This window comes from Siphonobacter sp. SORGH_AS_0500 (assembly GCF_002838835.1).
In the GTDB taxonomy this organism is placed as follows: Bacteria; Bacteroidota; Bacteroidia; order Cytophagales; family Spirosomataceae; genus Siphonobacter.
This window is the reverse complement of record NZ_NHPP01000009.1, coordinates 44932-70596: the sequence shown is the minus strand read 5'-3', so window position 1 is coordinate 70596 and position 25665 is coordinate 44932. Positions and strand designations below refer to the sequence as shown.

The 25665-nt window shown below is 42.2% G+C and carries 13 protein-coding genes; 5 read left to right on the top strand and 8 right to left on the bottom strand.

The features are described 5' to 3' along the window. Positions 1-782: 782 nt before the first annotated feature. The 5 genes from BWI96_RS12300 to BWI96_RS12280 all read right to left on the bottom strand — a co-directional run bounded on the left by BWI96_RS12300 (position 783) and on the right by BWI96_RS12280 (position 5801). Positions 783-1241 carry a MarR family winged helix-turn-helix transcriptional regulator gene (locus tag BWI96_RS12300; protein WP_106636933.1) on the bottom strand — a complete coding sequence of 153 codons (459 nt, stop codon included), beginning with the start codon at positions 1239-1241 and terminating at the stop codon, positions 783-785. After that, entirely contained in the window at positions 1242-2849 is a 1608-nt protein-coding gene (locus tag BWI96_RS12295) for a hypothetical protein (RefSeq protein ID WP_106636932.1), read from the bottom strand. Continuing rightward, positions 2846-3931, bottom strand: coding sequence for an HlyD family secretion protein (locus BWI96_RS12290; protein ID WP_106636931.1), 1086 nt, complete (start codon positions 3929-3931; stop codon positions 2846-2848). The genes BWI96_RS12295 and BWI96_RS12290 overlap by 4 nt, the downstream gene beginning before the upstream one ends. A gap of 19 nt (positions 3932-3950) precedes the next feature. Continuing rightward, positions 3951-5267, bottom strand: coding sequence for a TolC family protein (locus BWI96_RS12285; protein WP_106636930.1), 1317 nt, complete (start codon positions 5265-5267; stop codon positions 3951-3953). 75 nt (positions 5268-5342) lie between these two features. Continuing rightward, positions 5343-5801 carry a MarR family winged helix-turn-helix transcriptional regulator gene (locus tag BWI96_RS12280; RefSeq protein ID WP_157830340.1) on the bottom strand — a complete coding sequence of 153 codons (459 nt, stop codon included), beginning with the start codon at positions 5799-5801 and terminating at the stop codon, positions 5343-5345. A 1058-nt stretch (positions 5802-6859) separates the two neighbouring features. Here BWI96_RS12280 and BWI96_RS12275 point away from each other — a divergent pair. Beyond that, positions 6860-7897: a S41 family peptidase gene (locus tag BWI96_RS12275; protein WP_106636928.1), complete on the top strand. Its 1038-nt coding sequence runs from the start codon at positions 6860-6862 to the stop codon at positions 7895-7897. A 485-nt stretch (positions 7898-8382) separates the two neighbouring features. Here the strand turns inward: BWI96_RS12275 and BWI96_RS22390 are convergent, their stop codons facing one another. After that, positions 8383-8634, bottom strand: a complete 252-nt coding sequence (locus tag BWI96_RS22390; protein ID WP_232793700.1) for a hypothetical protein — start codon at positions 8632-8634, stop codon at positions 8383-8385. Positions 8635-9216: 582 nt separating this feature from the next. Next, positions 9217-13482, bottom strand: coding sequence for a hybrid sensor histidine kinase/response regulator transcription factor (locus tag BWI96_RS12265; protein WP_106636926.1), 4266 nt, complete (start codon positions 13480-13482; stop codon positions 9217-9219). A 659-nt stretch (positions 13483-14141) separates the two neighbouring features. Here BWI96_RS12265 and BWI96_RS12260 point away from each other — a divergent pair. From BWI96_RS12260 to BWI96_RS12245, 4 genes are all read left to right on the top strand, one after another. Beyond that, on the top strand, positions 14142-15221 hold the full coding sequence (locus BWI96_RS12260; RefSeq protein ID WP_106636925.1) for an RICIN domain-containing protein: 1080 nt from the start codon (positions 14142-14144) through the stop codon (positions 15219-15221). 1997 nt (positions 15222-17218) lie between these two features. Then, positions 17219-17830 carry a thioredoxin fold domain-containing protein gene (locus BWI96_RS12255; RefSeq protein ID WP_106636924.1) on the top strand — a complete coding sequence of 204 codons (612 nt, stop codon included), beginning with the start codon at positions 17219-17221 and terminating at the stop codon, positions 17828-17830. Positions 17831-18071: 241 nt separating this feature from the next. Then, complete coding sequence (locus BWI96_RS12250) at positions 18072-20333, top strand: response regulator (RefSeq protein ID WP_106636923.1); 2262 nt, start codon at positions 18072-18074, stop codon at positions 20331-20333. Positions 20334-21057: 724 nt separating this feature from the next. Beyond that, the gene (locus BWI96_RS12245; RefSeq protein WP_106636922.1) at positions 21058-24141 is read left to right on the top strand and encodes a response regulator; all 3084 of its coding nucleotides are present in this window, start codon (positions 21058-21060) and stop codon (positions 24139-24141) included. Positions 24142-24560: 419 nt separating this feature from the next. Here BWI96_RS12245 and BWI96_RS12240 read toward each other — a convergent pair whose 3' ends face one another. Further along, on the bottom strand, positions 24561-25538 hold the full coding sequence (locus BWI96_RS12240; protein ID WP_106636921.1) for a ScyD/ScyE family protein: 978 nt from the start codon (positions 25536-25538) through the stop codon (positions 24561-24563). Positions 25539-25665: the final 127 nt, after the last annotated feature.

Below are 25665 nucleotides of genomic sequence, written 5' to 3'. Positions count from 1 at the left end.
ACAGAATACGTTTTGGAGAGAGAGGTAATACGTTTTGTCTATAAGACCAGATCAGATGGATCAGCGGGATGGGGTGGTTAGGTGGAGATTTCATAACATGAAGAGATAGTTTTGGCGATGGTATTGAAATCATTAAAGCGTAACTTCTTATTGTACAAAATAAGAAAATGTAAAAGACTTGTAGAGGAGCTTTTTCGGTCAAAAGAGAGGCCCATTTTGGGAAAGAGGTCATTCTAAATCTCGTCAGGAAAGAAATTTCAATGGAAGTGGAGGGTTGTAGCTAAATCGGCAGAGGATTCTTTACTGATCTGGCTATTCGATGATACTCAGGAGCGGTATCTAAAGAAGCAATGCACGAACAGTTGCTTGCTTCGTTTCCAGTTGTGATTTTCACTAATTCCGCAATACTTCGGGATGAAAAACAAGGGTGAATTCGCTTATCTAGTTAATCCGGCTTACTGAAGAAAAGACGTATAAATTGGTTGTGAAGGGCAATGGCGAAGCAGCTAGGATTTAATTCGTAAGGGTTTATTTTTGAATGGATTATGTCCTAAAATCATGAGGATACAGGCCATAATCATAGGCATGGTATAAAGATCGTTGGACTTGTAGAGAAGGAATTCTTCTGCCGTTTATTTCGTCGGTGTATTCGCAGATGATAGAATCACCAATAGGATGGCAACGCAGTAGAGGATCGGCTTAGTTCAACAAATCATTCATTGGAGAATTTTACCGAATGCTACAGCAGAATTAATGAACCATTAGTAAGACATTCTAAAAACTTACTTCCAATTATTAATCGTTATCAAAAGTTGTATAATCTGCTGGTAGACGTGTTCGTCACATTGAGTTGAAAGCAGCTCTTTTAACTCGTTTAATTTGTTAAAGCCTGCTCGCACGGCTCTACGTCCTTTGATAGTGAATTTAATTTGCAGGACTCTGGCATCGGTAGGGGCTGGCTTTAAACAGAGGTAAGCCCGTTGAGCCAGCTCTTCACAGATTTTACTGGCTGCCTGTTTGGATATGCCCCTGCTGGCAGCTAATTCTTTCACACTCATGCCTTCATCAATCGAAATTAACGTAAGCCATTGCCGAATTTTTATGTTTTCATGGCCTTTTTCGGCAAGGCTTCTTTCCAATTGATGGATTAAATTCTGTTTTGCTCTTCCCAATACAAACAGAAAGGCCCACATTTCTTTGTCACTTTTCGTGAAGGAATTAACTACCATAGGAGTATGCATTTAAGGAATCGGATAGGGAATGGGAGCCAGTCGCCGCCACCTTCTTCTGAGATTCACGAGCCGACGTTTATTGACAGGTTGGAAACTTCTGAGGCTTACGAAGGCCAGCGTGACGAATCCCGCTATGGAAATAAAGCCCATCCATTCTTTAACGGTTACCAGAATTGCCTGCACCTGAACGCTGCCGGACAGGGCTCTGGCTCCCATGATCTGGGCTACTTCCGTTCCCTGGCTCAAACCCGATTGACGGGCGGCCATATAGCGAGCCGTTACCTGGGGATCTAAAGCATCCATTTTACCAGCCAGATCAACCAGGTGTTGCTGTTGGCCCTGATAAAGAGCAAAGGCATAGACGGCAGAGAATAAGGCGGGACCCACGAAGGAACGAATCGCAATCATCAAAGCTCCGCTATTAATCATACCGACCATGGTCATTTTATTGGCCTGATAAAGCCCTAAACCTACAAACAGAAGAATCATACCTATACCCTTAGCAATCAGAGCTATATGGAAGTCCTTTAATCCCATGTCTGGACTGACTGTAAGATATAAGATGACGTGATACAAGGTAAAGGCTGCGAACCCCAGAAGAATAATGCCTTTAAAACCTCCCTGATAGTTAAACCAGATAAAGCAGATAACGCCGCCCAGAAATACGCCCGGTAACATCCATAAATTGAGCTGAGCCGAAGTCATCGCATCGTAGCGAAGAATTCCACTGGTAATCGCACTTTGCAAACTGCTACTGGCAAAAAAGATTCCCATCACGAAAATGAGAAACAAAGCCAGACGTACATTTTTACTCTTTAAAACGGATAAGTCTAAAAGGGGATGCGTGAGGGAATTCTGCCGGCTGACGAACCCCAGAAGTGTAATGATAAATCCAATACTGGCCCCCTGAATCAGCAGAGAGTCACTCCAGTTCTCATAACGGGCAAAACAAAGCACGTAGTTAGCCAGCATGAGGCTGACACTTAATAGCAATAGGCTTAAACCGTCTATGTTTTCGATGGGAATTCGCTTTTCTAAGGGATCATTATGATACAGCAAAAGCGTAAATGCCAGACAAACCAGACTCGCAATGACCATCACGTAATAGACGTAAGACCAGCCATACTCATATGAAATGAAGGCGGTTACATACGCAGAAACCTGGCCGATACCAATGGAAATGGGGTAAAAGAAGGTATAAAATCGGGCCCGATCTCCGCCGGGGCTAATCATAAACATGATCGGAATGATGAGCTCAATCATCGCAAACATCTTAAAAAATCCGATCAGCAGACTCGCAGCTACGATGACTTCGGGATAAGTCGTTTCCGCACATACGACGCTTAACAGAAGCGTAGCAGTAAAGGAAACAAGTAAGATGGTTCTTGAATTCCAATACCCTTTTACTTTAAGCATGATGGGATAGGCACAAAACATTCCAATGGTGGCCGCGTAATTAGCCATCATGAAATATTCACTCAAGGTTCCTAATCCTCCCACCATATCCGCCGTATTCGCAGGGTATACGCCGCTTAGAGCCAGGGTAGGCATCAAAAGGATGAGTACTCCCAGGGGAATCAATGGTTTAGGAAGCCACGCATGAAAGGGACTTTTCATAATTTTTTCGCTTCAACTTCTACGTTCATGCCCGCCCTTAGCAATTTTAGGTCTTCGGATGAATTTCCTTCTAAATCAATTCGCACGGGAATTCGCTGTTGCACCTTCACAAAATTGCCCGTTGAATTATCCGTAGGTACCAGTGAGAATTTAGAACCCGTAGCCTGAGCAATGGCTGTTACGGTACCCTTAAAGTTCTTTCCCTCCAGAGCATCAACTTTTATATTAACGGATTGTCCTATACGTAAATGACTCATCTGCGTTTCCTTGTAATTGGCAGTGATCCATTTCTGATCGTCGCGAACGATGGAAACCAGGGCCTGCCCCGGCTGAATCAGTTGGCCCTCCTGAAGCGTACGGCGACCTACGTACCCGTCGTAAGGAGCAGTAATAACGGTATAGCTTAGGTTCAACCGAGCCATGTCCAGAGCGGCCTGAGCCCGTTTGATGCCTGCGGCATTTACGGTTAAGCGTTTACTTACTTCCGAAGTGGCCAGCTCAGTACTTTGTCGTTGCGTAAGCAGAGCTTTGTACTTCGCTTTCATGGCTTCATATTCCGTGCTTACCATTTCAAATTGCTGGCGGCTTACCGATTCATCTTTTAACAGATTAACATAGCGATTGTAGTTTTGCTCGGCATTGGCCAGCCGAACTTTCATTTCAGCCAGGTTCGCATCGGCTACAGAGGTATTATTACGAACCGTGTTGATGCTGGAATTAGTGACACCCTGGCCAGCCTGAGCCTCCAGATAGGCCGCTTCGGCCTGAGCAACCTGAATCTTAAGTTCCCGATCATCAATGACTACGAGTGTATCGCCTTTTTTAACGGCCTGGTGCTCCGTAAAGCGGATGGATTTAATATATCCGCCGATTCGGGAATTGATGGGATTAATAAATTCTTCTACCTGGGCATCGTTAGTCACTTCATTAGCTTCAAAACGGGCAAAATGATCGTGAGCCCAGTAGGCTCCCCCGCCAATGCAGGCCACAAGAATAACGTTCGTTAGTAGTTGGCCTACCTTCACTTTTCTGGTTTTTTTATGGGTATGACCCTCCGTAGGGGCCGCTGTTTTAGTGCTCATAAATGCTATTGAAATAGAATTATTGGATGGGATTGCCTAAGGCTTTCTGGAGTTTGTAATAATTAAGCTGGGCGTCTACCCGGCTACTTAGTAAGTTGAGCTGAGACTGAAGCAGGAGCGACTGGGCTTCGAGCAGGTCACTGGAAAGTAACAGGCCATTTCTAAACTTGGAATCTGTCAACTGGTAGCTCCGATCCGCCTGAGCCAGGGCCTTTTCCGAAACGTGTACTTTTTCCAGAGCTGTTTCATTCGCGGTATAAAGTCCAAAGACTTCATTTCGAATCTGTTCCTGCTGGATTTGATTGCCGTGTTGAGCCTGAGCAATATTGAGTTTAGCTTCCTGAATACGGCCCTTCGAGGCATACAGGGAGGAAATACTGTACTTAACCGAAACCCCCAGATTAAGAGCCTGTAAGAAGGTATGGGAAGCCGGAATTACGTTTTTATTGGGATTTAGGTAAATGTACATGGCCGACGCATCTACGTGGGGATAAAGGATACTTCTGGTCTGAATGAGGGCGTTCTCGGCAACTTTCATGCGAACGGCATTCGCTTTGAGTTCTGGCCGGGTAGTCTGAGCTTGTTCGATCAGTTCCAGAGCTTTTCCATGCACTTGTTTGCCCAAAGCTAACGTGGTATCAACGGCAACTTCTTCGGATAGGCCCAGAAGGGTCGCCAGATTGAAAAGGGCCGTTTTCTGAGCATTCGCCACATCTACCTTCGAGAGTTCGAGGTTACTTTTTTGTAATTGAATCTTGAGTAATTCATTAGAAGTCAGTACCCCTTCCCGAAGCATATTTTGAACTTCCTGTTCTTTTCGATCCAGTAGTTTCATATTCTCTTCAAGAATCTGAGCGGACTTTATGATCTTATAGATGTTGTAATAGGAAGCAACAACTCCGTATTCAATTTCCCGGCGATCTTTTTCGGCATCCAGACGGGTCGCTTCGGTGAGAAGTTCAGCGGATTTATGGGCTGATTTTTCCGCAAAACCGCTGAATATTTCTTTACTGGCTGAAACCAGGCCGATGGTAGCCCAGAAGGAAGAAGGGGGCAGGGCAAAGGCGGGTTCGGGTCCACCCATCGAAAGCTCAAAGGGAGCGAGGACGGATAAACGGCTTACTTGCAGGGAAGAACCAACCTGAGGTAAGGACTTCTCCTTGACTTGCCTGAATTTAGCATCAGCGAGAGCAATGCGATCGGTCGAGAGTCGAAGGGTCGCATTGTTTTGGAGAGCCAACAGAACGGCTTCCTGAAGCGGAATTACCCGCTGAGCCTGCGAATGAAGAGAAAGCAAAACGAACGCCGCTCCACAAAAATATCGGTAAAAGGTCATGAGTATGAATGGAAAGTAAAGAACTAAATGTTTTAGATATATACTGTAAAGTATTTAACTATTATGTCAAAAAAACTACTCTGATAAATTACGAGTAATTTTTGACAAAACGTTGATAACCAGTTGAATTTCATAGGCTGAAACGTCTTTCATGGCAATGGAATACATTTCTTCTGACCAGGGGATAATCGTTGAATTCAAAAGCTCGCTTCCTTGAGCGGTCAGGTAGATACGCTTATTTCTACGATCCTGTTCGTCTTCCTGGCGATGCACCAAACCACGCTTTACCAGATTATCAATGAGATAGGTTAAACTGGCTTTATCCTTTACGGTAGCATTGGCGATCTCTTGCTGATTAGAGCCTTCATTCTCGTTTAAATGATACAATACTTGCAGCATTTCAAAGGTGAGATCCTTCTGTTCCTTCTTAAACTTCTGCTGAATGAAATTGCGAAAAGCCATCGTAGCCAGCGAGGACGTCTTAAAGTAGTGCCGGGCTAAATCAATGGATTCTTCAGTTGTAACCTCTTTCATGGCTGTCGTCATCAAACTTAATCAGACTAGTGTGATTAAGAACGGCACAAAGGTAAAAAATGGTTAAATACTTGACAAATAATTTTAAAACTATTTTACGATAGGTTTGAACCGTACCTAGGGGCTCGGAGTGTATAATATAAGATATTCTCTGTGAGATGAGGCATGAATGTCAGGAGCATTGCTCTGGAGAAAGCATGTAGTGAATTTCGTCCAAACCTCATTTTCTGCCGGGCAAAACATCTACTTGCTTTATATATGCGATTCTTAACTAAACAGCCCGGTATTGGCTGCAAAGCCAGCGGATGGCTTCCTTTGGGAGTACCTTCAATTTCAGGAAGTTTCTAGTCAATAAAGGGATGCTGATTTTAAGTTGAGAAAGGGCTAATGAAATGATCCGCAGTTCTTTCCGGTTAAACAGTAACTTCTGAATACAAGTACCCTTACTTCCAACCCATTAAGAATAGGTTTACAAAACGTTATGCTCCTCTGGATGTACAGGCAAAAGTTATGTATCTTTGCCAGACAAGCAGCACATTTCATATCGAACCTATTTCATTGGATACTGGCGGGTATCTTCCTGAAATAGGTTTTTTATTTTGGATGTAATAGAGTTCTTACTGAAAATACTTTCTCATCCGCAGTCTCGCATGGGCAGTTTATGGGATATAAATCCCGCTAGTTTGCCAAAGATTTATGGAGTTTATTATTGAGCTTAACAGACTGAAAATTAGCCATTAGTTAAAGAAAAGCTAACTTAGTTATCCATAAAAACTTATGAAAAAGCTAATAAGGTCAGTCCTCAAATGTGGTACGCTGATTCAAAAGAGAGCCGATTAGATTTCATCAATATACACAGCCTAATTTCAATACCTGAGTAAGTTAGAGAAGTATATTATTCAGCAGATCAAGGCCGAATTAAAGCCTAATGAAGAGGATGTAATTGCCTAAGATTTTTATACTTAATGCAACATCTGGTTTTAGATTATGTCTTTTAATTAGAGCAGTATAACGATGTTGTTAATTGTTAATCACTTTTGGTCAATTGTTCTAGTTTTATGACAGATAGTAAAATTATAATCTATTTCATTTTACTTTTTGTGAGAAGCACACTTTCTAATGCACAGGATAAGCTGCTTTCGCCAAAAGCTATGATTGAAGATTTGCATATTATCCGAAATGAAATATTTCATGTGCATGCCAATCCATTCACCCAACTCAATGAGGAAAAATACAAAACGTACCTTGATTCTTTAGAGGTGGGATTAAATAAGCCATTATCTGTACCTGCGTTCCAGCGAAAGGCTATGGCTGCTTTGCTGCCCTTGGGTGACGAGCACGCAGCCGTGTCCCTTCGTAATACATCTTCCCGTCAAAATGCTCCAAGCTGGGCTGATAGTGTAGTTACTAATATTTCATACAAGCGAGTAAATCATTTAGGTTACATTTTTGCCCGTTCTTTTGCGACTCGAGGAAATCAGGATTTATCTACCTATAAACGTTGTATTGATAGTATTTTCGCTATCATTCACCAAGACGGGATTACTCATCTTGTAATTGACGTGAGTAATAATGATGGTGGTGCGTCAGCGGTTGGCAATATGATAATCAATCATATTTATCGCAGACCTTACCAGACTTATTCGATGAATTGGAGGAGAAGTGAAGCCTACCAAGCTAGATTAACGTCATGGGGGTTAAGCGATGAGCATTACCAAAAAGCCCTACCGGGAGAGATCCTACACTTTCCCTCCAAAGTAATGGTTCCAGAGAAGGTGTCTAATCCGTTCCAAGGGAAGGTTGTTGTGATTATTGGGCCCGAAACATTTTCTAGTGCAATTATGTTCGCAACGCTGGTGCAGGATAATAATATGGCACTATTAGCAGGAGAGGCACCTATTAACGGACATCCAACGCATTTTGGTGAAATGTACTCAACTCTGCTTCCAAATAGCCAATTGGAACTACGTTTTGGAGTCAAAGAATGGATTCGGCCAGCTGGACGTAATAGAATAAATAAATTGGTACCAGATATTCCCTATACTTTACCCCGTAACAAAGACTTTAGAGCACTTATCAAATCACTTCAATGGTAGTGTTTTTATTGAATGTGTTCCCATTGAAATGATTTGATTCCTCGTGTTCTTTGTATGAGTTGCTTGAGATTTCTTAAAGATTAGTCAGCTAATGAAAAGCTCCTCTGGAAATCCTCCAGAGGAGCTTTTTGTAGATATAGATTTATAAACCAGCATGCAGCAATAGTACTAGCCTACTCATCTAGAATAGATCAAAAAATATAACAGTTTTTCCATGATAAGCTTCAGAAAAAGTCTTTCAACCACAAGCTTATCATGAAATCATCCGTCTGATTTACAAGAAAACTCATTTCTTAAAGCGAAGGTAATTGAGTCGAATTACAGAATTGGTCTGACAGGCCTAGTAACTGCTGGCAATGAGCTAAGCAAAGGACTAAACATGCTTTTCCTTCAAACAAGGCTTGGAATTGGTCCGTTAAGGTCAGGTTTGAGACTCATCCTAATGGTAAATGGGTATGTACTGATCGTGAGTGCAGGAGTTATGCTTAATAAATACGCACGGTTCGGCTATCACGCCAGACAATTTTGATATTAATTTTTCCGTAACGTCGGCCTAGCAGGTTGTAGGATAGTAATAGCGGAATCCCCATCAGGCTAATGAAAGCCCCCAGGTAGCAGAGTGTTTTCACCCAGGTAAGTTTACGTTCTTCAGGAAGAAAGCTCTTATTATAGCTTTTAATGGAATAATGATGAGATTTAAGCCAGCTTCTTACTTCCTGATCGATTCTTGCATCCAAGTGATGGTAACAACTATACCTGCCTTGTTGAATGGCGGATGAAATAGAATCCTGAAGTTTTAAAAATTCCTCATGAAGCAACTCTTCTTTTTTGAAAGGATCAAGGAAGGGGGGCTTTTTTTTTCGTAGAGAATTAATCTTTTTGGTTTGCAGAAGTGCTTCTTGGGCGGTAAGCATTAGATAACTTTTAGGGAGATAAAGGGTAATGTGCAGGACAACACTCTGCAAGTATAGCACATCTTCCAATGCAACGTATAGTCTTTTAACTATTTATTATTGCCTATAGGTGAGTAAGTTAAGCTAATCTTAACTACTTAAATAAGGAGCTAAAAAAGATCAATAATTTGATGTAATAAAATCCAGGTACCTAAAAATTACTCATTAGCGAGAATACTTGATACCTGTCATATACAAGGATTCTGGTAACTGTTTAGGGGGTAATTATTGACTGGCTTTGACTACCCATTGGGGTAGAATTCAACGATTGATAAGCGATTTATGACAGCAGGGGACTTCACCCTAAAGACTCTACATAAAACAGGAAGGCGGTAGAAAAATGATTCATTTCTACCGCCTTTTCAATTAACTATCCTGAAAATCCTCGTTTAAAACGTTAGCTCGGTGATGTTTGGCATACTCCAGTGGAGACATGCCATAGATTTGGTGAAACGCTTTACGGAAATACTTAGGACTTTCAAAGCCGACCTGCATCATTACTTCGCCAATTCGTACATCATCCATAAGCAAGAGCTGAGCAGCTTTTTTTAGCCGGACATCACGGACAAACTCCACGGCAGTTTTTCCCGTAATGGTCTTGATTTGGCGGTAAAAGGAAGATTGGCTCATACCCAACTCCCGAACCAAAACCGGAATGGTAAAGTCGGAATCGGTTAGGTTAGCTTCAATGGTAGCCGTAGCTTTTTCCAGTAACGATTTGTGTTCACTTGGAATAATCAGATCCGTTGGCTTCAGTAAAAGCTGTCGGTGGTAATATTCCCGGAGCAGAAAGCGGTTGCGGAGCATAACCGTTATTTTCGCTTGTAACAAGTCGACGTTAAACGGCTTGGTCATGTATTCATCAGCACCGGTTTCTAAGCCTTCCAGTTGGTGCATAGCTGTGGCCCGGGCCGTTAGTAAAAATACCGGGATATGTAACGTTTTGGGATGTTTCTTGATTTGCTGACACAACTCAAGTCCACTACTACGGGGCATCATGACATCACTAATAACTAAATCGGGTAGTAACTCTAAGGTCTTTTCCCATCCATCTACTCCGTCTACTGCGGTACTAACGCGGTAGGTTTTGGCCAATGAATCGTAGAGATAGTTACGAAGTGCTTCATTGTCCTCTACAATTAAAAGATGAGCAGCTTCCGTCAAGTCCGCTTCAGGTGTATGTTGTTCGGCATGGGCTAGCCGAACGGATTGCTTAACTTCCTCAAGAGTGGGTTGAGTAGTAGCGGGTATCTGGCACCGTAAGTCTGGAGATATATGCTCTTTGCCAAAGGGTAATCGCAGAATGAACGTAGTACCCATACCTGGTTGACTGTTTACGAGTACTTCTCCCTGATGAGCGTCTACGTATTTTTTTACCAGTGATAAGCCAATGCCCGTTCCCGTCACTTTAATGGATTCGCTTTGAGTCGCCTGGAAATAGGGATCAAAAATTCGATTTATTTCCGCCTCGTTCATGCCCACTCCCTGATCTTTAATAGTAATCTCAAGGTAATGATCGAGCAAGTGCTGATCTTTATAAAGGGCAGCTTGATCGGGTTCACCAACGGTGTTCACCACAATTTCAACAGACCCACCTTCCAAAGAATACTTAAAGGCGTTGGAAAGTAAATTGACAACGATAGACTCAAGCTTAACCCGGTCCACGTAAAGCGTGATATCCTGCGGAGGAACATCGATGGTATAGTTGAGTTGCAGGGCTTCGGCTTTGAGCTTAAATACCAGAAATATTTCCGTTAAGAACGGAATAATATTGGTGGGAGTAATTTTTAGCTGAACAGAACCCGTTTCGACTTTTCTAAAGTCCAAGAGCTGATTGACCAGGTTGAGCAGCTTACGAGTTTGCTGGTGCATGAGCATAATCTTGTCTTTGACCTGGTGAATCGGTTCATGACTCATGCCCACTAACTCCTCGACTGGTCCGAGAATTAGGGTAAGGGGTGTCCGAAGCTCGTGAGAAACGTTCGTGAAAAACTGTAGTTTCCCATCAGTTAATTCCTGGTCTTTTTCAATCTTGTACTGTTTGAGAGCTAGTTCGTTTTTCAGGCGTTGTTGCACTACACTATTATGGTGATAGAGCCAAAAGGCAATTCCAGCCGCAGTTAGATATAACAAATAAGCCCACCAGGTTTTCCACCAGGGGGGTAAAATCGTGATGTATAAAACCGTGGGTTGCTCCAGCCAGACGCCGTCATCGTTGCTGGATTTTACCTGAAACGTATAATCTCCGGCCGGTAAATTAGAAAAATTAACAGTTCGTTGCTGAGCATTGACTCGTACCCAGTCCTTATTATAGCCAACTAACTGGTAAGCATATTGCTGTTTACGGGGATTGGCGTAGTGAAGCCCTACAAATTCAATGGAAAAGTCGTTCTCCGTTGAGCGAAGTTCAATGGAAGATTGATTTGCCAATGGAGAGGTCATGAGAACCCTACCATTGAGCGTATCTCCCACGGCTACAGGCCTATTGTGAATACGCAATTCCGTAATCTGAACTCGCGGCAGCGACGGGTTGACTTGAATGGCCTGCGGTTGGAAATAGGTGATGCCATTGGTTCCTCCCATAAACAGGGTATGGTCGTTAGCCCGGTAAGCAGCTCCGATTTTGAAAGAATTGCTTTGCAAACCGTCAGTTACATCGTAGTGCAAAAACTTCTTAGTTCGGGGATTTAGTTGATAAATACCAGACCCTCCGATCCAAAGGTTCCCTGATTCATCGATCAGTAAACTTTCTATATCCGTTTCTGGTAACCATTTTTTCCAACGCTCGATGCGATCTTCACCAGAGGGCGTTTGGGTCAGGCTGTGCAGGCCACCACCGATGGTTCCAATCCAAAGACGTCCTTGGTTATCCTGCACCAAAGGCCAGGTGTAATTAGTGCTGAGACTATTAGGGTTATCAGGCTCGTGTTTGAATTGCTTAATTAAGCGAATGGAATGAGGAGTTACCGCGAGTTTTAGTAACCCCGCATTGCGGGTACTGGCCCATAGAATGGAGTGTTTCCCATCATAATAAAGCTGGGTGAAGTCATTGGTAGGGAGTTTGTTCTGTACCGAATAGGTTACGCCGTGCGTTCCGTTGGCCTCCATTCGGTAGAGGCCACCTGTAAACGTAGAAATCCAGATAAATCCATAGGAATCCTCTGTAATGCTTTCAATGCTCAAACTGTACCAGTCTGCTGTCCCGGGAATGCCTGCCACGGGCTGAATGGTATTGGTACGAAGATCAAGCTTGAATAAACCTGCATACCGGGTGCCTATCCACAGTGTACCCTGCGAGGTGAGATGAAGGGCCGATACATCTACACTGTTTACACTGCCGTAGTACGCGTGCACCAGAAAATTTGTATACGATTTTGTGTTCAGATCATAACTAGCCAGTCCATTTTGCGTACCTATCCACAGGCGATTACGAGATTCGTCCTTGCAGATGGCATTGATGTAGTTGGTCGCCGGATTGGCAGAACCCTCATTTTGCCGTCGAATGAGGCCAAAGGGTTTTGTATAAGGTTTTAAAATGTTGAGTCCTCCCGCAGAACTGGCCATCCAGATGTTATGAAAGGAATCCTCCAGGATGTCGTGAACCCGAATGGAATTAATACTGAAAGGATCTGTATCGGAAGGAAGAAAACGTTGAATATCCTCCTGTTGAATGGGCAGTTGGGGACTTGGGGTCTTCACATTCCAGAGTAACAAACCGGACTTGGTACTGATCCATAAGCGTTGAGAAAAATCCCGGTAGAGGTGTTCAATCTCTGCAAAACCTCTTCCTAGGGACTGAAAGCAAATGGAAGCAGGTTGCGGCACGTTCCGACAATTACCCCAATAAATCTGGCCGTCCGTACCAACCCACAAATTACCTTGCCGATCCGCATGTAAGGCCCGGATGTTGACTTCACCCATCAAGGGTACGAACTGAGCTTTGGTTTGCTGGTTTTGAGGGTTCAGTACATACAATCCGCTGCCCAGCGTACCAATCCACAAATGATTAGAGCCATCAACCGTGAGTTCATCAATAAAAGGCTGAATAACGTCTGCTGGCTTGAGCTTAAGGTGGCTAACGTAATTGACTACACCTTGTGAGTCAAATTGCAGCATGAATAAACCGCTTTGACTGGTGCCTATCCATAGCCGTCCTTTGTGGTCGCTGGTAAGGCTAGGCACATCCGCAAGGGCTATCTTTTGAATCAGGGGTTGGTAGTTAGCGGCTACGGCTCGTTGAAGGATACTTTCGAAACGATCCCGGCTGGCATTGTAATAAAACAGCCCGGCTCCATCAATGCCCACCCATAACGTACCCTGATGATCGACGTGTAAAGCACGAATGCGGTTATTGATCACTCCACTGCCATTACTAACGGGCAAATGGTACGTTTTAAGCTGATAACCATCGTAACGGTCAATTCCTTTGTGCGTACCAATCCAGATAAATCCCTGGTGGTCCTGAGCCAGGCATAAGGCATCGCTGTGGGATAAGCCTTCATTAACCGTGAGATGATCAAATCTCAATTGCGTAGGCTCTCGTTGGGCAAAGCTGGTTTGGGTACTTAGGACAAGTAATACCGCCAATAGGCAGTACGTAAAGGCCCAGATGGATCGAGTTAGGGAAAGCATCAGCAAGTGGATACGTTTTATACGGTTAGCGGAACCAAGACTGTCTCTCAAAAGCAAATATACTTAGACAACCCTTACTGTAATAGCAACCTAACTAAGTAAAATACCCTTCAGACTTATACTTTTTTAAAATTAAATTATACTATTTAATCATGGAATTATTAAATAAAATAGATAGGTAAGAATAGATATGCACAAAGTGAATAGCGTAAATAAAAGGAATTTACAGCTAAATATAAGAAGAACAGACCAAATCGAGCCGCCAATTTGCCGAAAATAGGGATGTCCTCTTTACTTTTCATTGGTTAATTTTGAACTATTCAAGTTTTTTATTTTCCTAAAACAATAATTAGTAGATCAGACCTATGGCTATTGAAATTTTAGGGCTTGGAAAACCTTACTTATAAAGTAGGGTACTCAATAGTTAAGCAAAGCACTTATTAGGTAAAACTAGAAATTACAAACAAGTTTTAGGAGAGCATAGGCTAGAGGTCGCCTGCTCGCCCAAGACGTTACTTCGCATTAGTCAGCAGACCGTCTGGCTTCAGGTACTCCCCCCATCTTAAATGCTTTATTCATGACAAGATGCCCATACGCTCTTATGGTTTAACCAAGTGCATTAGGTATGGCGATGCACTTATTTTCTAAATCTCTACATTATGAAAACAAGATTAAGTATTTCTCATTGGGCAACTGCGTGCAGTTTTGCTTTACTGACGCTGGTGACGGGTTGTCAGAAGGAAACCATTGAAGAGAAAGTCTCTCCTCAGTCGGGCTCGGTTAAATCCAGAGGAGCCAGGGCTTTGCCATCTTCTGAACCTCTTCAGTCGGTAGGCAACGGCACGTTCTATTTAGTTAGCCGTAAAAGTGGTAAAATGATTGATGTGGAAGGGTTTCAGACTTCTAACGGTGCTAACATCATCCAGTATGGAGGCACGGGCGGTACTAACCAAAGGTGGACGTTGCAGTCACTGGCGGGAGGGTATTATTCCATCATTGGCGTTCAAAGCAATAAAGCCTTACAGATCAGCCAGGCTTCAGTGGACGATGGCGGCGACGTAACGATAGGCGACTACACGGGGGCTAATCATCAGCAGTGGCAATTTATTCCCACAAACAATGGCTACTACCGTATTGTAAACCGCAATAGTGGCAAGGATCTGGATGTATTTAATCAATCCATCGATGATCTGGCTGAGATCAAGCAGTGGGGTTACTGGGGAGGCGAAAATCAGGAGTGGGGTCTTGTTACTATCCAAGCCAACGGTCAGCTAGGCTGGACGCTAACTACATCTGATGTACCTACCGATGTGAGAGAACGGATTACGGCAGCAATGAACGATGCCTGTGCCCGTTATAATGCGGGAGCTGCCTGGCCGGCTCGAACATTGACCGTTGAGTACAATCCGGGCGTAAATACAGCAGATGGCAATACCAACGGTAATATTCGGTTTGGTTCTAATGCCAGTTACCAAAATACGCGTACAGCGATGCACGAAATAGCTCATACCTGGGGCGTGGGAATTTCGGGAGGCTGGTATGCCAATACGTCTACAGGCCCTTTTACCGGTGCTAATGCCGTAGCCCTTATCAAAACTTACGATGGGCCTGATGCTGTTATTAATACGGGCGGCTCGCATTTCTGGCCTTATGGACTTAACTATGACAATGAATGGTCTGAGATTGCGGCTTTCCGTCACGTGAAAATGGTGAACGCCATGAGAGCGGACGGCATGTAAGAATATGTCTATCTGATAACCTTTGGCTTAAATGGTTACCAGATAGACATTAGTAGAAAATGCTACTGCATTGCTTGGGATCGGTGAAAGCAGACAGGTTCGGTCCGATAAGTTCAAGTAATGTGCCGCTTCCAAGAAACGACGACAGGTGGTTTCTTTCTAGGCTTGATAAAGGTGGTTGAGTCATCAGTGTTTACCAAATCGACACCCTTCAGTTAGAAGAGGGTAACGGTTAGGAAGAAACAAGTAACACAACTAAAGTAAAAGCTCTAGGTCTTTTGGGTAAAATCAGAAGATATGGAGCTTTTACTTTTTCTTACTCAATGTGCAACGTTCCTGGGCGTACGAAGGCTTTTAAATGAAGCAGTAATCAGCAATTTTAAGAGCAATATTTTTACGTATGTCGCCTGCCATAATTAGCCATGAATGACCGCCTCCTTTTTGCTGAGCAATGGTAGAGGCTGCAAAGGTCAGAAAGATGCTCGCCTCTTCTCTATCTTTGATAATACTAGTGTAGATAAATCCCCAATATAACTATTCGTTCCCCCATCATTCTACTAATTAAAAAGATAAGTTTAAATTTCTTTCAATGGATTATAGTTAATTAGGTTAAGTTTAGTTTTAAAGATAATAAATAGATAATCTATAAAAACTACTAATACTAAATTTGGTATAATTAGATTTCTTGTCAAGGTGATCAACAAAACTCTAGTAGAGGTCTTGCAAACGTATAATAATAGTACATACGCATAGCTTACTTTTAAACCACTTATAATTAAATAATATAAATAAATACTTGAATTATTATATTATTTAAACGTGTTTTGATGCTCCCCATAGAAGGCATATGGTTATGAACGGACGTTATTTAAGGATCTATACGTTCAACTTTAATTTATAGAAAAACCATCCATTATGGCTATACTAAGTTCATTTTCAATGAATTTAGTATAGCCATAACTTTAACACAGCTATTACTTTTTATTTATAAATAAAGAAAATAAGTAACCTTATTTTGTACATAATTAGAGGCTTATAGGCGTATATGAACCTTTATTTACAAATAAGACATATGTAAATAAAATCGAGCATAGGTAAATTCACTTTACAGAGGTTAAGAGAGTTTAAATTTTGTATCTTTCTAAATATCATCAAGATTATTTCTGACCAAAAGCCTTTGGAAGTAGCACGGTTTAAAGCTATACGTAGGTAAAATATTACCCATGAAATCTCTTTTAATACGCTGCGAGTAATCTCTTTATTGATTAAACAATTAATTAGATCAAGTTATATGTGAAGAAATCGTTTTTTAGAAAAATAAAAAAATCTGCTTATGAGTATTTAAACGGATAAAACGAAAAAATAGATAGTGAATTTTTAGGTTAATTACCATTATAGGTCGTCTCTATACTCATCATTTGGCTGTTTTACCAGGTATTTGATTATTATTACTTAATAATACCTTTTATTAATACCAGTTTAATCGATAAAACAAGAAGAGTGGCATCGACTTTTTAAGTATGATCCTCCAGATGTATCGCTCGACTTTTAAGCAATACGTAGTAGAGGTTTAAAGTTAAAAATGAGTATTGTTAAGTTAAATAAATACGAGTTTCCTGCTTTAAATGTTATGGTTAACAAAAATAACTCTACTAGTACTAAGCTTTTATATTGGTTATAAAATACTATATTGTGACTTATGTTAGTATTGAAACCCAGATGAATATTACGTTCTAAACTTATTAGAAGAAAACATAAAAGCTCTCTGATTAGTATAGATAGTAGTATATACAGGTAATTACTGTAATTAGGGTAATGTTTTGACATTTGTCATTATTTTTAAATAATTATAGCACGCCAATGAGTAATCTGTTGTTCTGGCTAAGTCTTGATGAGGCCAGCCCTTAGAGGCATAAGCATCGGGGTAGTGCTTGCCTATGCTTTGTGCTTAAAGAAAAATGAATAAACATTAAACGCTCTATTATGTGCTCAACTATATGAAGACATCTTTACCAAGAAAAACATTAGTTAGTTTATGGCTGCTAGGCATCCTAATCGGAATTGGCTCTCTGTTTTGGTACCAATCCTGGATTTATCTGCTGCCAACACCACTTCCCCCGGATTACCGCGAAGTAGCTTTGGGCTCCACCTTAACCAGTGAACTACTTCAGACACGTAAGTGCAACAAACCCTTGTTTCTACATTTCTACAATCCAGATTGTGCCTGCTCCAGATTTAATCGTCGGCATTTTCAAAGTTTGGTAAAACTCTATCAAGCCCAGGTGGATTTTGTCGTTGTTCTCTTGAGCCAGAAAAATTATTCAGAAGCTTTTATTCAAAAAGATTTGAATCTACATCTACCCGTGCTACACAACGACCAACTGGCTTCAATCTGTGGAGTTTACTCAACCCCGCAGGCCGTGTTGATCGACACTAACGAGAAACTTTTCTACCGGGGTAACTATAACCGTAGCCGCTATTGTAGCGATGAGCAGACTAGTTATGCTAAACAGGCCTTAGGCCGCTTGTTGCGTCAAAGTCAACTCGGAGCTTTTGATGAATTAGCCTTTAAGGCTTATGGTTGTAAACTTCCTTCCTGTAAAAACTAACAGTATCTAGCGGCAGATTTGATATGCAGCAACCAGTTTGAAAATCAACGGGTTTTGATGGTATATCGTTTGGTTTTGATTCTATTTAAAATAGGCTTTTGGAAGCTATTTTAAATCATACTTCTGTATAAATAGGAACGGGCGAAACGCTAATAAAAATCTTTTGGTGATTGGACTTGGGTTAGTTGCACTAGCAATCCTGTGTTGGCATGCTTTATCAATCTTAATTTCAAATTAGCCCATGATTCCTTTTACTATTTATTTGACTGGTGACGCAGAGAAGCCCTCCTTTTTTTCGAATGTGAAAGAAAGTTCGGATCGGCTGATGGACGTCTTTCTTTTAGGCTATTTTGTTACTGGCCTGGTGTTGGCCAGTTTTTACGATACCTATGTAATTGCCATAAGTGTAGGCGGTTTGTGCCTGTTAGCTTATTATTCGACCAAATGGGCTCTGCCTGACTCAGATTGGTATCAATATGTATTGAGTGGAGTTTTAGGAGTCTTTATGGCTCAGTATATCTACCAAATGCATGGTTTGTTTGAAATGCATTTTTTCGCATTTATTGGCAGTGCAATTCTCATTACCTATCAAAAATGGCAATTACAGATTCCCATGATGATTGTGGTATTGACTCACCATGCTCTCTTTGGTTATTTTCAAAATCTGGGTTACGCTCAAATCTATTTTACGCGGCTCGACTACTTTGATTTGCTCACTTTTGTTATTCACATTCTACTGGCAGCCGTTATTTTTTTCATCTGTGGATTATGGGCTTATATGATGAAAAGGTACAGTGAGAATGTATTCATCCAGACTCAGAAGATGAATGAGTTAGAAAAGGAAGCGGCTCTCTCGCAAGAAAGACATCGCAATGAATTAATTCAAAAGAAAATAAACACACTTCTGAGAAAATCCAATGTTCAACTAGAAGCCGCTCGTTGGGAAGCGGAAAAAGCGAACCAGGCCAAAAGTGTTTTTCTGGCAACGATGAGTCATGAGATACGCACGCCCATGAACGGAGTCATTGGAATGGCCGCTTTGCTACAGGAAACCAATCTGACTATTGAACAGCGAATGTTTGCCGATACGATTGTGAATTCGGGCGATGCTCTGTTGAGTGTTATTAATAATATTCTTGATTTTTCTAAAATAGAATCGGGAAGTATTGAGCTTGAAAGAGAGGAATTTAACTTACGGGAGTGCATTGAAGATGTCTTTGATCTCTTTGGGGCGAAAGCTACACAAACAGGGGTAGATCTCATTTATCACATTGAGGAGGATATACCCTTACAGGTAGTCGGTGATTCCCTACGCCTACGGCAAGTACTTATTAACCTTATTGGCAACGCCGTCAAATTTACTGAAGTAGGCGAAGTGTGCTTATGGGTGAGTCTACAGGAATTAAAAGAAAACGAGCTATGCCTTAATTTTTCGGTTCGGGACACGGGCATTGGCATCGCTGCTCATCAGATTGGTAAACTGTTTCAGTCCTTTTCTCAAGTGGATTCAACCACTACGCGTAAGTACGGAGGCTCCGGTTTAGGGCTCGTGATCTCAGCCCGATTGGTAGAATTAATGGGAGGTAAAATACTGGTTGATAGCCAATTAGGTCAGGGTTCTACCTTTTGCTTCACCATCCGAATCCAGCCAGGGAAAAAGCAAATTCAGGCTTATTCCCAGCAAAGCCTGGAAGCTTATGCACAGAAACGGGTATTGTTAGTGGACGATAATGCAACGAATTTAACCATCTTGCAACGCCAGCTTAGCAATTGGGGCTTGCAAACTCTTTTGGCTAACTCAGCTGCTTCAGCCCTTGAGCAACTGGAGAAGGACGCCGCTATTGATTTGGTTATCACCGATATGCAAATGCCTGCTATGGATGGGGTGATGTTAGCCGGAGAAATTAAGAAGGCATACTCGGAGATTCCTGTTATTTTACTAAGTTCCATTGGCCATGAGTTGAAACCTCATCAGCGAGAGTTTTTTGTTTCTATTCTCAATAAACCTACCCGTCAGAAGCAGCTCAACAAACAGGTACTTTATGCTTTGCAGGGAGAGCAGCCCTTGGTCCAGGAATACTCAAAATCTGGGCAGTTAACTACGGGCATGAGTAGCCAATATCCTTTACAAATACTCATTGCCGAAGACAACCAGGTTAATCAACGCGTCATTAAGACCATCTTAACGAAGCTGGGTTATGAGCCAGACTTAGCGGAAAACGGAGAACAGGCCTTAACGGCAGCTTTAACCCATCCCTATGATCTGATTTTAATGGATATGCAAATGCCCGTTCTGGATGGTTTGGAAGCTACTCAGCAAATTCGTCAGTTGTTACCCAAACAACCCGTTATTATCGCCTTAACGGCTAATGTGGTGGCCGGTACGGAGGATATTTGTATGGAAGCAGGCATGGACGACTACTTAACCAAGCCCGTGAAAATTGAAGAGTTAATGCAAATGCTTAAAAAATGGCATCTTCAGGCTTCTAGTGTGTGTGGATAAATAAAGACAATGGGTATCGTGTCATGGCCTTTATTTAGAAAGCGGCTTTTCCAGTTCAGAGACAACTGAAAAATGATAAAGCCTACGATACGTTTAATAATTCTCATTAAACGTATCGTAGGCTTTAATGCGGATATATTGCATGTTAGCTAGGATAGTCTTTTGCTATCCCAGCTAACATGCTCAACTAAACATTTGTTAGAATGCATAGATTTTAAGCATTCCTATCTTTTTAAGGTATTGATCTTCTATCAATAATAGGCTATTTTTAGAAGTTAAAGCATGTAATGTAACTCATTAAAAGATAAGACTTAGAGCCTATTACTTAACATGGCTAACGTATACTTCTTATAGTGAGCTGAAGTAGTAGCCTAAAAAGGCCAGTCAAACCCATTGGTTAGGGGCACTCTCAAAAACACATACTAAAGGGAAGTGATTGGGAAGCAAACTCTTCTTTTAAAGGAGATGTAAGTTTTTAAACAATCTATCTAGGCGTTTAGAAAATATGCGTAGTTGCCCTCATGCCAGAGTAACTCGCAAGCGTGTTCATACTTAAACAGAGATGATTTACGTAGATAGTACTAAAGGCTTAATGGATTTTGAGGACCTAAGTGCTTTTCTTAAGCCCCTTAAGAATAAGTCTTTAGTTAAGTAGCATGATTTTTTAAATTTCTTCTTTGATAGCCACAATTACGAGTTGATTCCTGCATAGACCGCCATCCGTATGCATTACTTAAAAAAAGAGCTTCTTCATTTGTTAGAGAGCAATACTCATTTCTTTTCTTTTTTCCAGGAGTCAGGCCTGTGGATTTGGGACGTACAACACCCTGAAAACTACTGGATAAGTCCTAATTTCTGGGTCAAACTAGGCTATGAAACGCACGAAATTCCAGATCTTCTTTTAGACTGGAAAAAGTTGATTCATCCCGATGATATTGTTTTACTGGAAAAAGAGTTAAGCTCGAATCTAGCCAGCCCCGAAAGCAGCTTCGATACGCCCATCCGCTACCTTCATAAACAGGGTTACATCATGTGGTTGCGATGCCGGGGCATGGCTCTGCGAAACGAAGAGGGCCAGGTTCAGCTAATAACCGTCAGTCACATTGATATTACCAATGAGAAAGAGTCCGAGCTTAAAGCTCGTCAGCAGTCGCTGCTGTACGAATACATTTTAAATAGTCAGGTTCTATACGTAGCTAAAATAGATTTGGAAGGTCGTTATACCTTCATTAGTGAGAATTACGCTAATGCCTTAGGTGAACCCGTAGAAAACCTGCTAGATACATTAGCGACTACCTATATGGTTGCCGAAGACATAGATATCTTTAGGCAAGGCGTTGAATTCTGCCGAAAGAATCCTTTGGTGTCTTATACCATCCAGATAAAAAAACGCTTACCTGGAAAGGCCCTACAGGCCTATGAATGGAGTATGACAGGACTGGAAGATAGCTTTGGGCAAGTCAATGAAATTCTAGGTCTTGGGCGGGACGTAACTCAAACGATGCGAACGGAAATCAACTTATCCGTTTTGCTTTCTTCCATGAGTGATATTCTCTCTATGACTACCCCTGAAGGAGTCGTTACCTATCTATCGCCCGCCTGGACTAAAATTCTGGGTTACCCGGTAGAGGATTGCCTGGGGAAAACAATGGAAGACTTCATACATCCCGATGATTTGCCCGCTGCCTTTGAAATGATTGGTAAGGTTAATGAAGAGCTACCCGCCTGCTTTGAGCACCGCATCAAACATCAGAAGGGGCATTACTTGTGGATGGAAACCAAAGCCAACCGTCAGGAAGTAAGTGAAGAAATTGTATGGACCAGTCACGATATTGATAAGCGTAAGAAGGCCGAAGAAGAATTACTTAAGACCAAGGTCTTACTCGAAGAAACCAGTCGGATGGCTAAAGTAGGGGCTTGGGAATATAACATTGATCAGCAGCGGTTGTACTGGTCAGATGTAACCAAAGAAATTCATGAGATTCCTCTGGACGAAAATCCCGACATAAGGCACGGAATTAGTTTCTATGCAACCACTCAAGCCAAAGAACGATTGGCCAGAGTGGTTGCCGAAGGCATTAAAAACGGGACGGCTTGGGATTTGGAAGAGCAGATTATTACGGCTAAGGGTAATCTTCGCTGGGTACGTACCATTGGGCAAGTCGAACAGATCAATGGAAGATCTGTACGTCTATTTGGGACCTTTCAGGATATTGATGATTTGAAAACGGCTCAGGGGCAAATCGAAAAAGCCCGTCAGCAAGCTGAATATGCCAGCAGTGCTAAATCTGAGTTTCTGGCTAATATGAGTCACGAAATCCGAACACCGCTCAATGGAGTAATTGGCTTTACTGAACTGTTGTTAAAAACCCCGCTTGACGAAACGCAACAGCTCTACCAAAAAACAGTTTACGAATCGGCTCACTCGCTATTGGGCATTATCAATGATATTTTGGAGTTTTCAAAAATTGAAGCCGGTAAATTGTCGCTGGTAATAGAGAAAACAGAACTCGAGCTGCTCTGCCATCAGTCCCTGGCTTTAGTAACTACGCAGGCACAAAACAAAGGGCTGGAAGTATTGCTGAATATTGAGCCCAACGTTCCCCGCTGGATTTGGGTCGATGAGCTTCGGTTGAGACAGATTCTGGTTAATTTACTAAGCAATGCCGCCAAGTTTACTCTCCAGGGCGAAATCGAATTAAAGGTAGAGTGTCTGACCCTAGAGTCTGAGCAGGCTCGTCTTCGTTTTACAGTACGGGATACGGGTATTGGTATTGAAAAAGAGAATCAACGTAAAATATTTGAAGCCTTTACCCAGGAGGATCTTTCAACTACTAAAAAATTTGGAGGAACGGGCTTAGGCCTTACCATTTCAAGCCGCTTGTTGCGACTCATGAACAGCCAGTTTGAGCTTTCAAGTAAGCTAGGAAAAGGGAGTTGTTTCAGTTTTGAGTTATCCGTGCCCGCCGCTAGCGAGGACTTGGCATCTAGTAAAGATTGGCCCCACTTAAACCGGATTCATTCGGCCTTAGTGGTGGACGATAATAAAGTTAGTCGGAGCATTCTCAAGCAAATACTCGCCCAGCAAAACATCGCCTGTTATCTGGCTAAAAATGGACTCGAGGCCCTGGAAGTGACTCAGGAACAGATATTTGATGTAATTCTCATGGATTATCACATGCCCTTTTTAAATGGGGTAGAAACGTTGGAGAAAATGCGGGCTTCCAGCGACCAGGCCTTACCACCCGTATTAATAATGAATACGATTTATGAAGGTCTGGAATTAGAAAAGAGTGGAAAGGCCCTGCTGCCGAAACCTGTGAAAAGAACGGAGCTTCTCACGGCTCTTTCCAACCTTTTTGAAGAGGAGCAATCCATAACCCCCGACCCCCCCGCTGAGCCAGTAAGTGATACTCCTCTGCAAACCCTAGCTTCCATTTTAGTAGTAGAGGACAATGCCGTCAATCGGTTATTAGCTAAAAAGCTCATCGCCTCACTTCGGCCTGAACTCACTATTTACGAAGCTCATAATGGAATTGAAGGGGTAGAAGCGTTTACCCGCTACCGACCAGATCTGATTCTAATGGATATTCAAATGCCAGAAATGAATGGCTACGAAGCTACCCAACAGATTCGTCAGATTGAAACGGGGCATATTCCTATACTAGCCCTGACGGCCAGTATTCTACCTTTGGAAAGAGAGCGGTGTTTAGCTGCTGGAATGGATGATTACTTAACCAAGCCCATTGCAAGAACGGTGCTGGAGCAGGCCCTTGAACAGTGGTTACCTTTGCCCAATTCTAATTAATATTTAGGGCTGGGTTTTGATCTTTGCAAAGCGATTCATCGGCGTACATTTAGCGGTGGAGATGACGGCTGAGCCTGGTATGGTAATTTATTGTTATTAGTTAAGAAACAATGATTTAATGGGTAAATATTTACGATTTTAGGCTTACTAGCGTTAACCCTACGCTTTACAGACGCCGCCACCTGTAATAAAAGGGAAGGGCAATGCCGGTATTGCCTAAACCGACTCCCCAGGAGCCGGTTTTTTTATGAAAATCGGGTAGAATGTGGAAAAAAATAGCCCACCCCTTGAGAGGTGAGCTAGGATACGATTCAGGTACAATACTCCATCAAATTGGCGGTTTATCTAAAAGCGTTAAAGGGTAATTTATAGGGATTGTCGTTTATGCTAAGAGATCCTGAATGAATAAATGGTTACTCTTACCAAGTGAAACGTTCGAGTAGACCCTGGCTTACACTGGTAACGTAATAGCTATTACCCTGTCTTTCGATGGCAGAAGGACCTCGCAAATCGCCTACTAAGGTTTTGCCCAGTGTGTTGGCAATGCGACCCGAAGGAAGGCTGGGGTTAAAAATGCCATCGGATACAAATTCAATTACCACTGGTTTGTTTCCTTCTGAAAGCGTCAGATCCATCAGTGTGGTATAATTAGACTGATAAATGCTGACTACTCCTTGCGGGCTAACTTGATAAATCACGGCTGAGCCTTTAGTGAATGGTCCACCCGAAAGCGTAGTTACCAGGAAGTTAGTACCATCAAAGACAATTCCCGTGGGCACTGCTTCCTGAGCGGGAGTTACATTCGGTAAATGAGCCAGTAACTGGAGTTTTCCCGTGCCTTTTTGCCGTTTGATTATCGCGTTGGTACCCGCGTCTGCAATGACGATATTACCACTAGCATCCGATGTCAGATTATAGGCATTTGAATTCAAGGGGGTTACTAATTTCAGACTATCTATAAAAGGCCGCAATGCCTGGCTGGTTAGATTAGCCTGGCTTAAGGGCTGGTTAGGGTTTAGTTGAGAGGTTTTTACGCTAAAGAGCGTTCCCAGAGCTCCGTGCAAGAAGTAAAGCGAATCGTTAGCAAAAAGCATGTGGGTAATGCCAATAAAGAAAGCGGGACCATCAGGCATGGAAGGTAACCCCTGAATGACGGGTTTGGCCTGGTTGTTTTCGACCAGCGAAATCTGGCTATTGTTTTGCCCAGTTCCCACTTCCGAAACAAATAAGCGACCCTGAGGATCAAAGGTTAGACCCGTAGGGCCATTTAAACCGCTTACCAGAATTTCTCGCTGAACGGTGCCCGCTGCTGGCCCTTCATGGTCGGTACAACTCAGTGTAAAAAGCCCAAGGCTAACGAATAAGAGTACTTTTGAAAATAGAGAAAGCGTTTTCATAGATTTAATGGATTGGATATGAATGAATAGGATTGAGGTGAAGTTCTGACCTTGTTAGTGGCAAGAAAGAACTTCAAAACTAGTTTGAAATAGAAGTATTGTATTAGGAGAATTCCAGTCTATAAGC

Coding starts and splice junctions, on each gene's coding strand:
- BWI96_RS12255 (WP_106636924.1), top strand. CDS start 17,219: ATGAAGACATCTTTACCAAGAAAAACATTAGTTAGTTTATGGCTGCTA.
- BWI96_RS12245 (WP_106636922.1), top strand. CDS start 21,058: ATGCATTACTTAAAAAAAGAGCTTCTTCATTTGTTAGAGAGCAATACT.
- BWI96_RS12275 (WP_106636928.1), top strand. CDS start 6,860: ATGACAGATAGTAAAATTATAATCTATTTCATTTTACTTTTTGTGAGA.
- BWI96_RS12285 (WP_106636930.1), bottom strand. CDS start 5,267: ATGACCTTTTACCGATATTTTTGTGGAGCGGCGTTCGTTTTGCTTTCT.
- BWI96_RS12295 (WP_106636932.1), bottom strand. CDS start 2,849: ATGAAAAGTCCCTTTCATGCGTGGCTTCCTAAACCATTGATTCCCCTG.
- BWI96_RS12300 (WP_106636933.1), bottom strand. CDS start 1,241: ATGCATACTCCTATGGTAGTTAATTCCTTCACGAAAAGTGACAAAGAA.
- BWI96_RS12280 (WP_157830340.1), bottom strand. CDS start 5,801: ATGAAAGAGGTTACAACTGAAGAATCCATTGATTTAGCCCGGCACTAC.
- BWI96_RS12290 (WP_106636931.1), bottom strand. CDS start 3,931: ATGAGCACTAAAACAGCGGCCCCTACGGAGGGTCATACCCATAAAAAA.
- BWI96_RS12265 (WP_106636926.1), bottom strand. CDS start 13,482: ATGCTTTCCCTAACTCGATCCATCTGGGCCTTTACGTACTGCCTATTG.
- BWI96_RS12260 (WP_106636925.1), top strand. CDS start 14,142: ATGAAAACAAGATTAAGTATTTCTCATTGGGCAACTGCGTGCAGTTTT.
- BWI96_RS12250 (WP_106636923.1), top strand. CDS start 18,072: ATGATTCCTTTTACTATTTATTTGACTGGTGACGCAGAGAAGCCCTCC.
- BWI96_RS12240 (WP_106636921.1), bottom strand. CDS start 25,538: ATGAAAACGCTTTCTCTATTTTCAAAAGTACTCTTATTCGTTAGCCTT.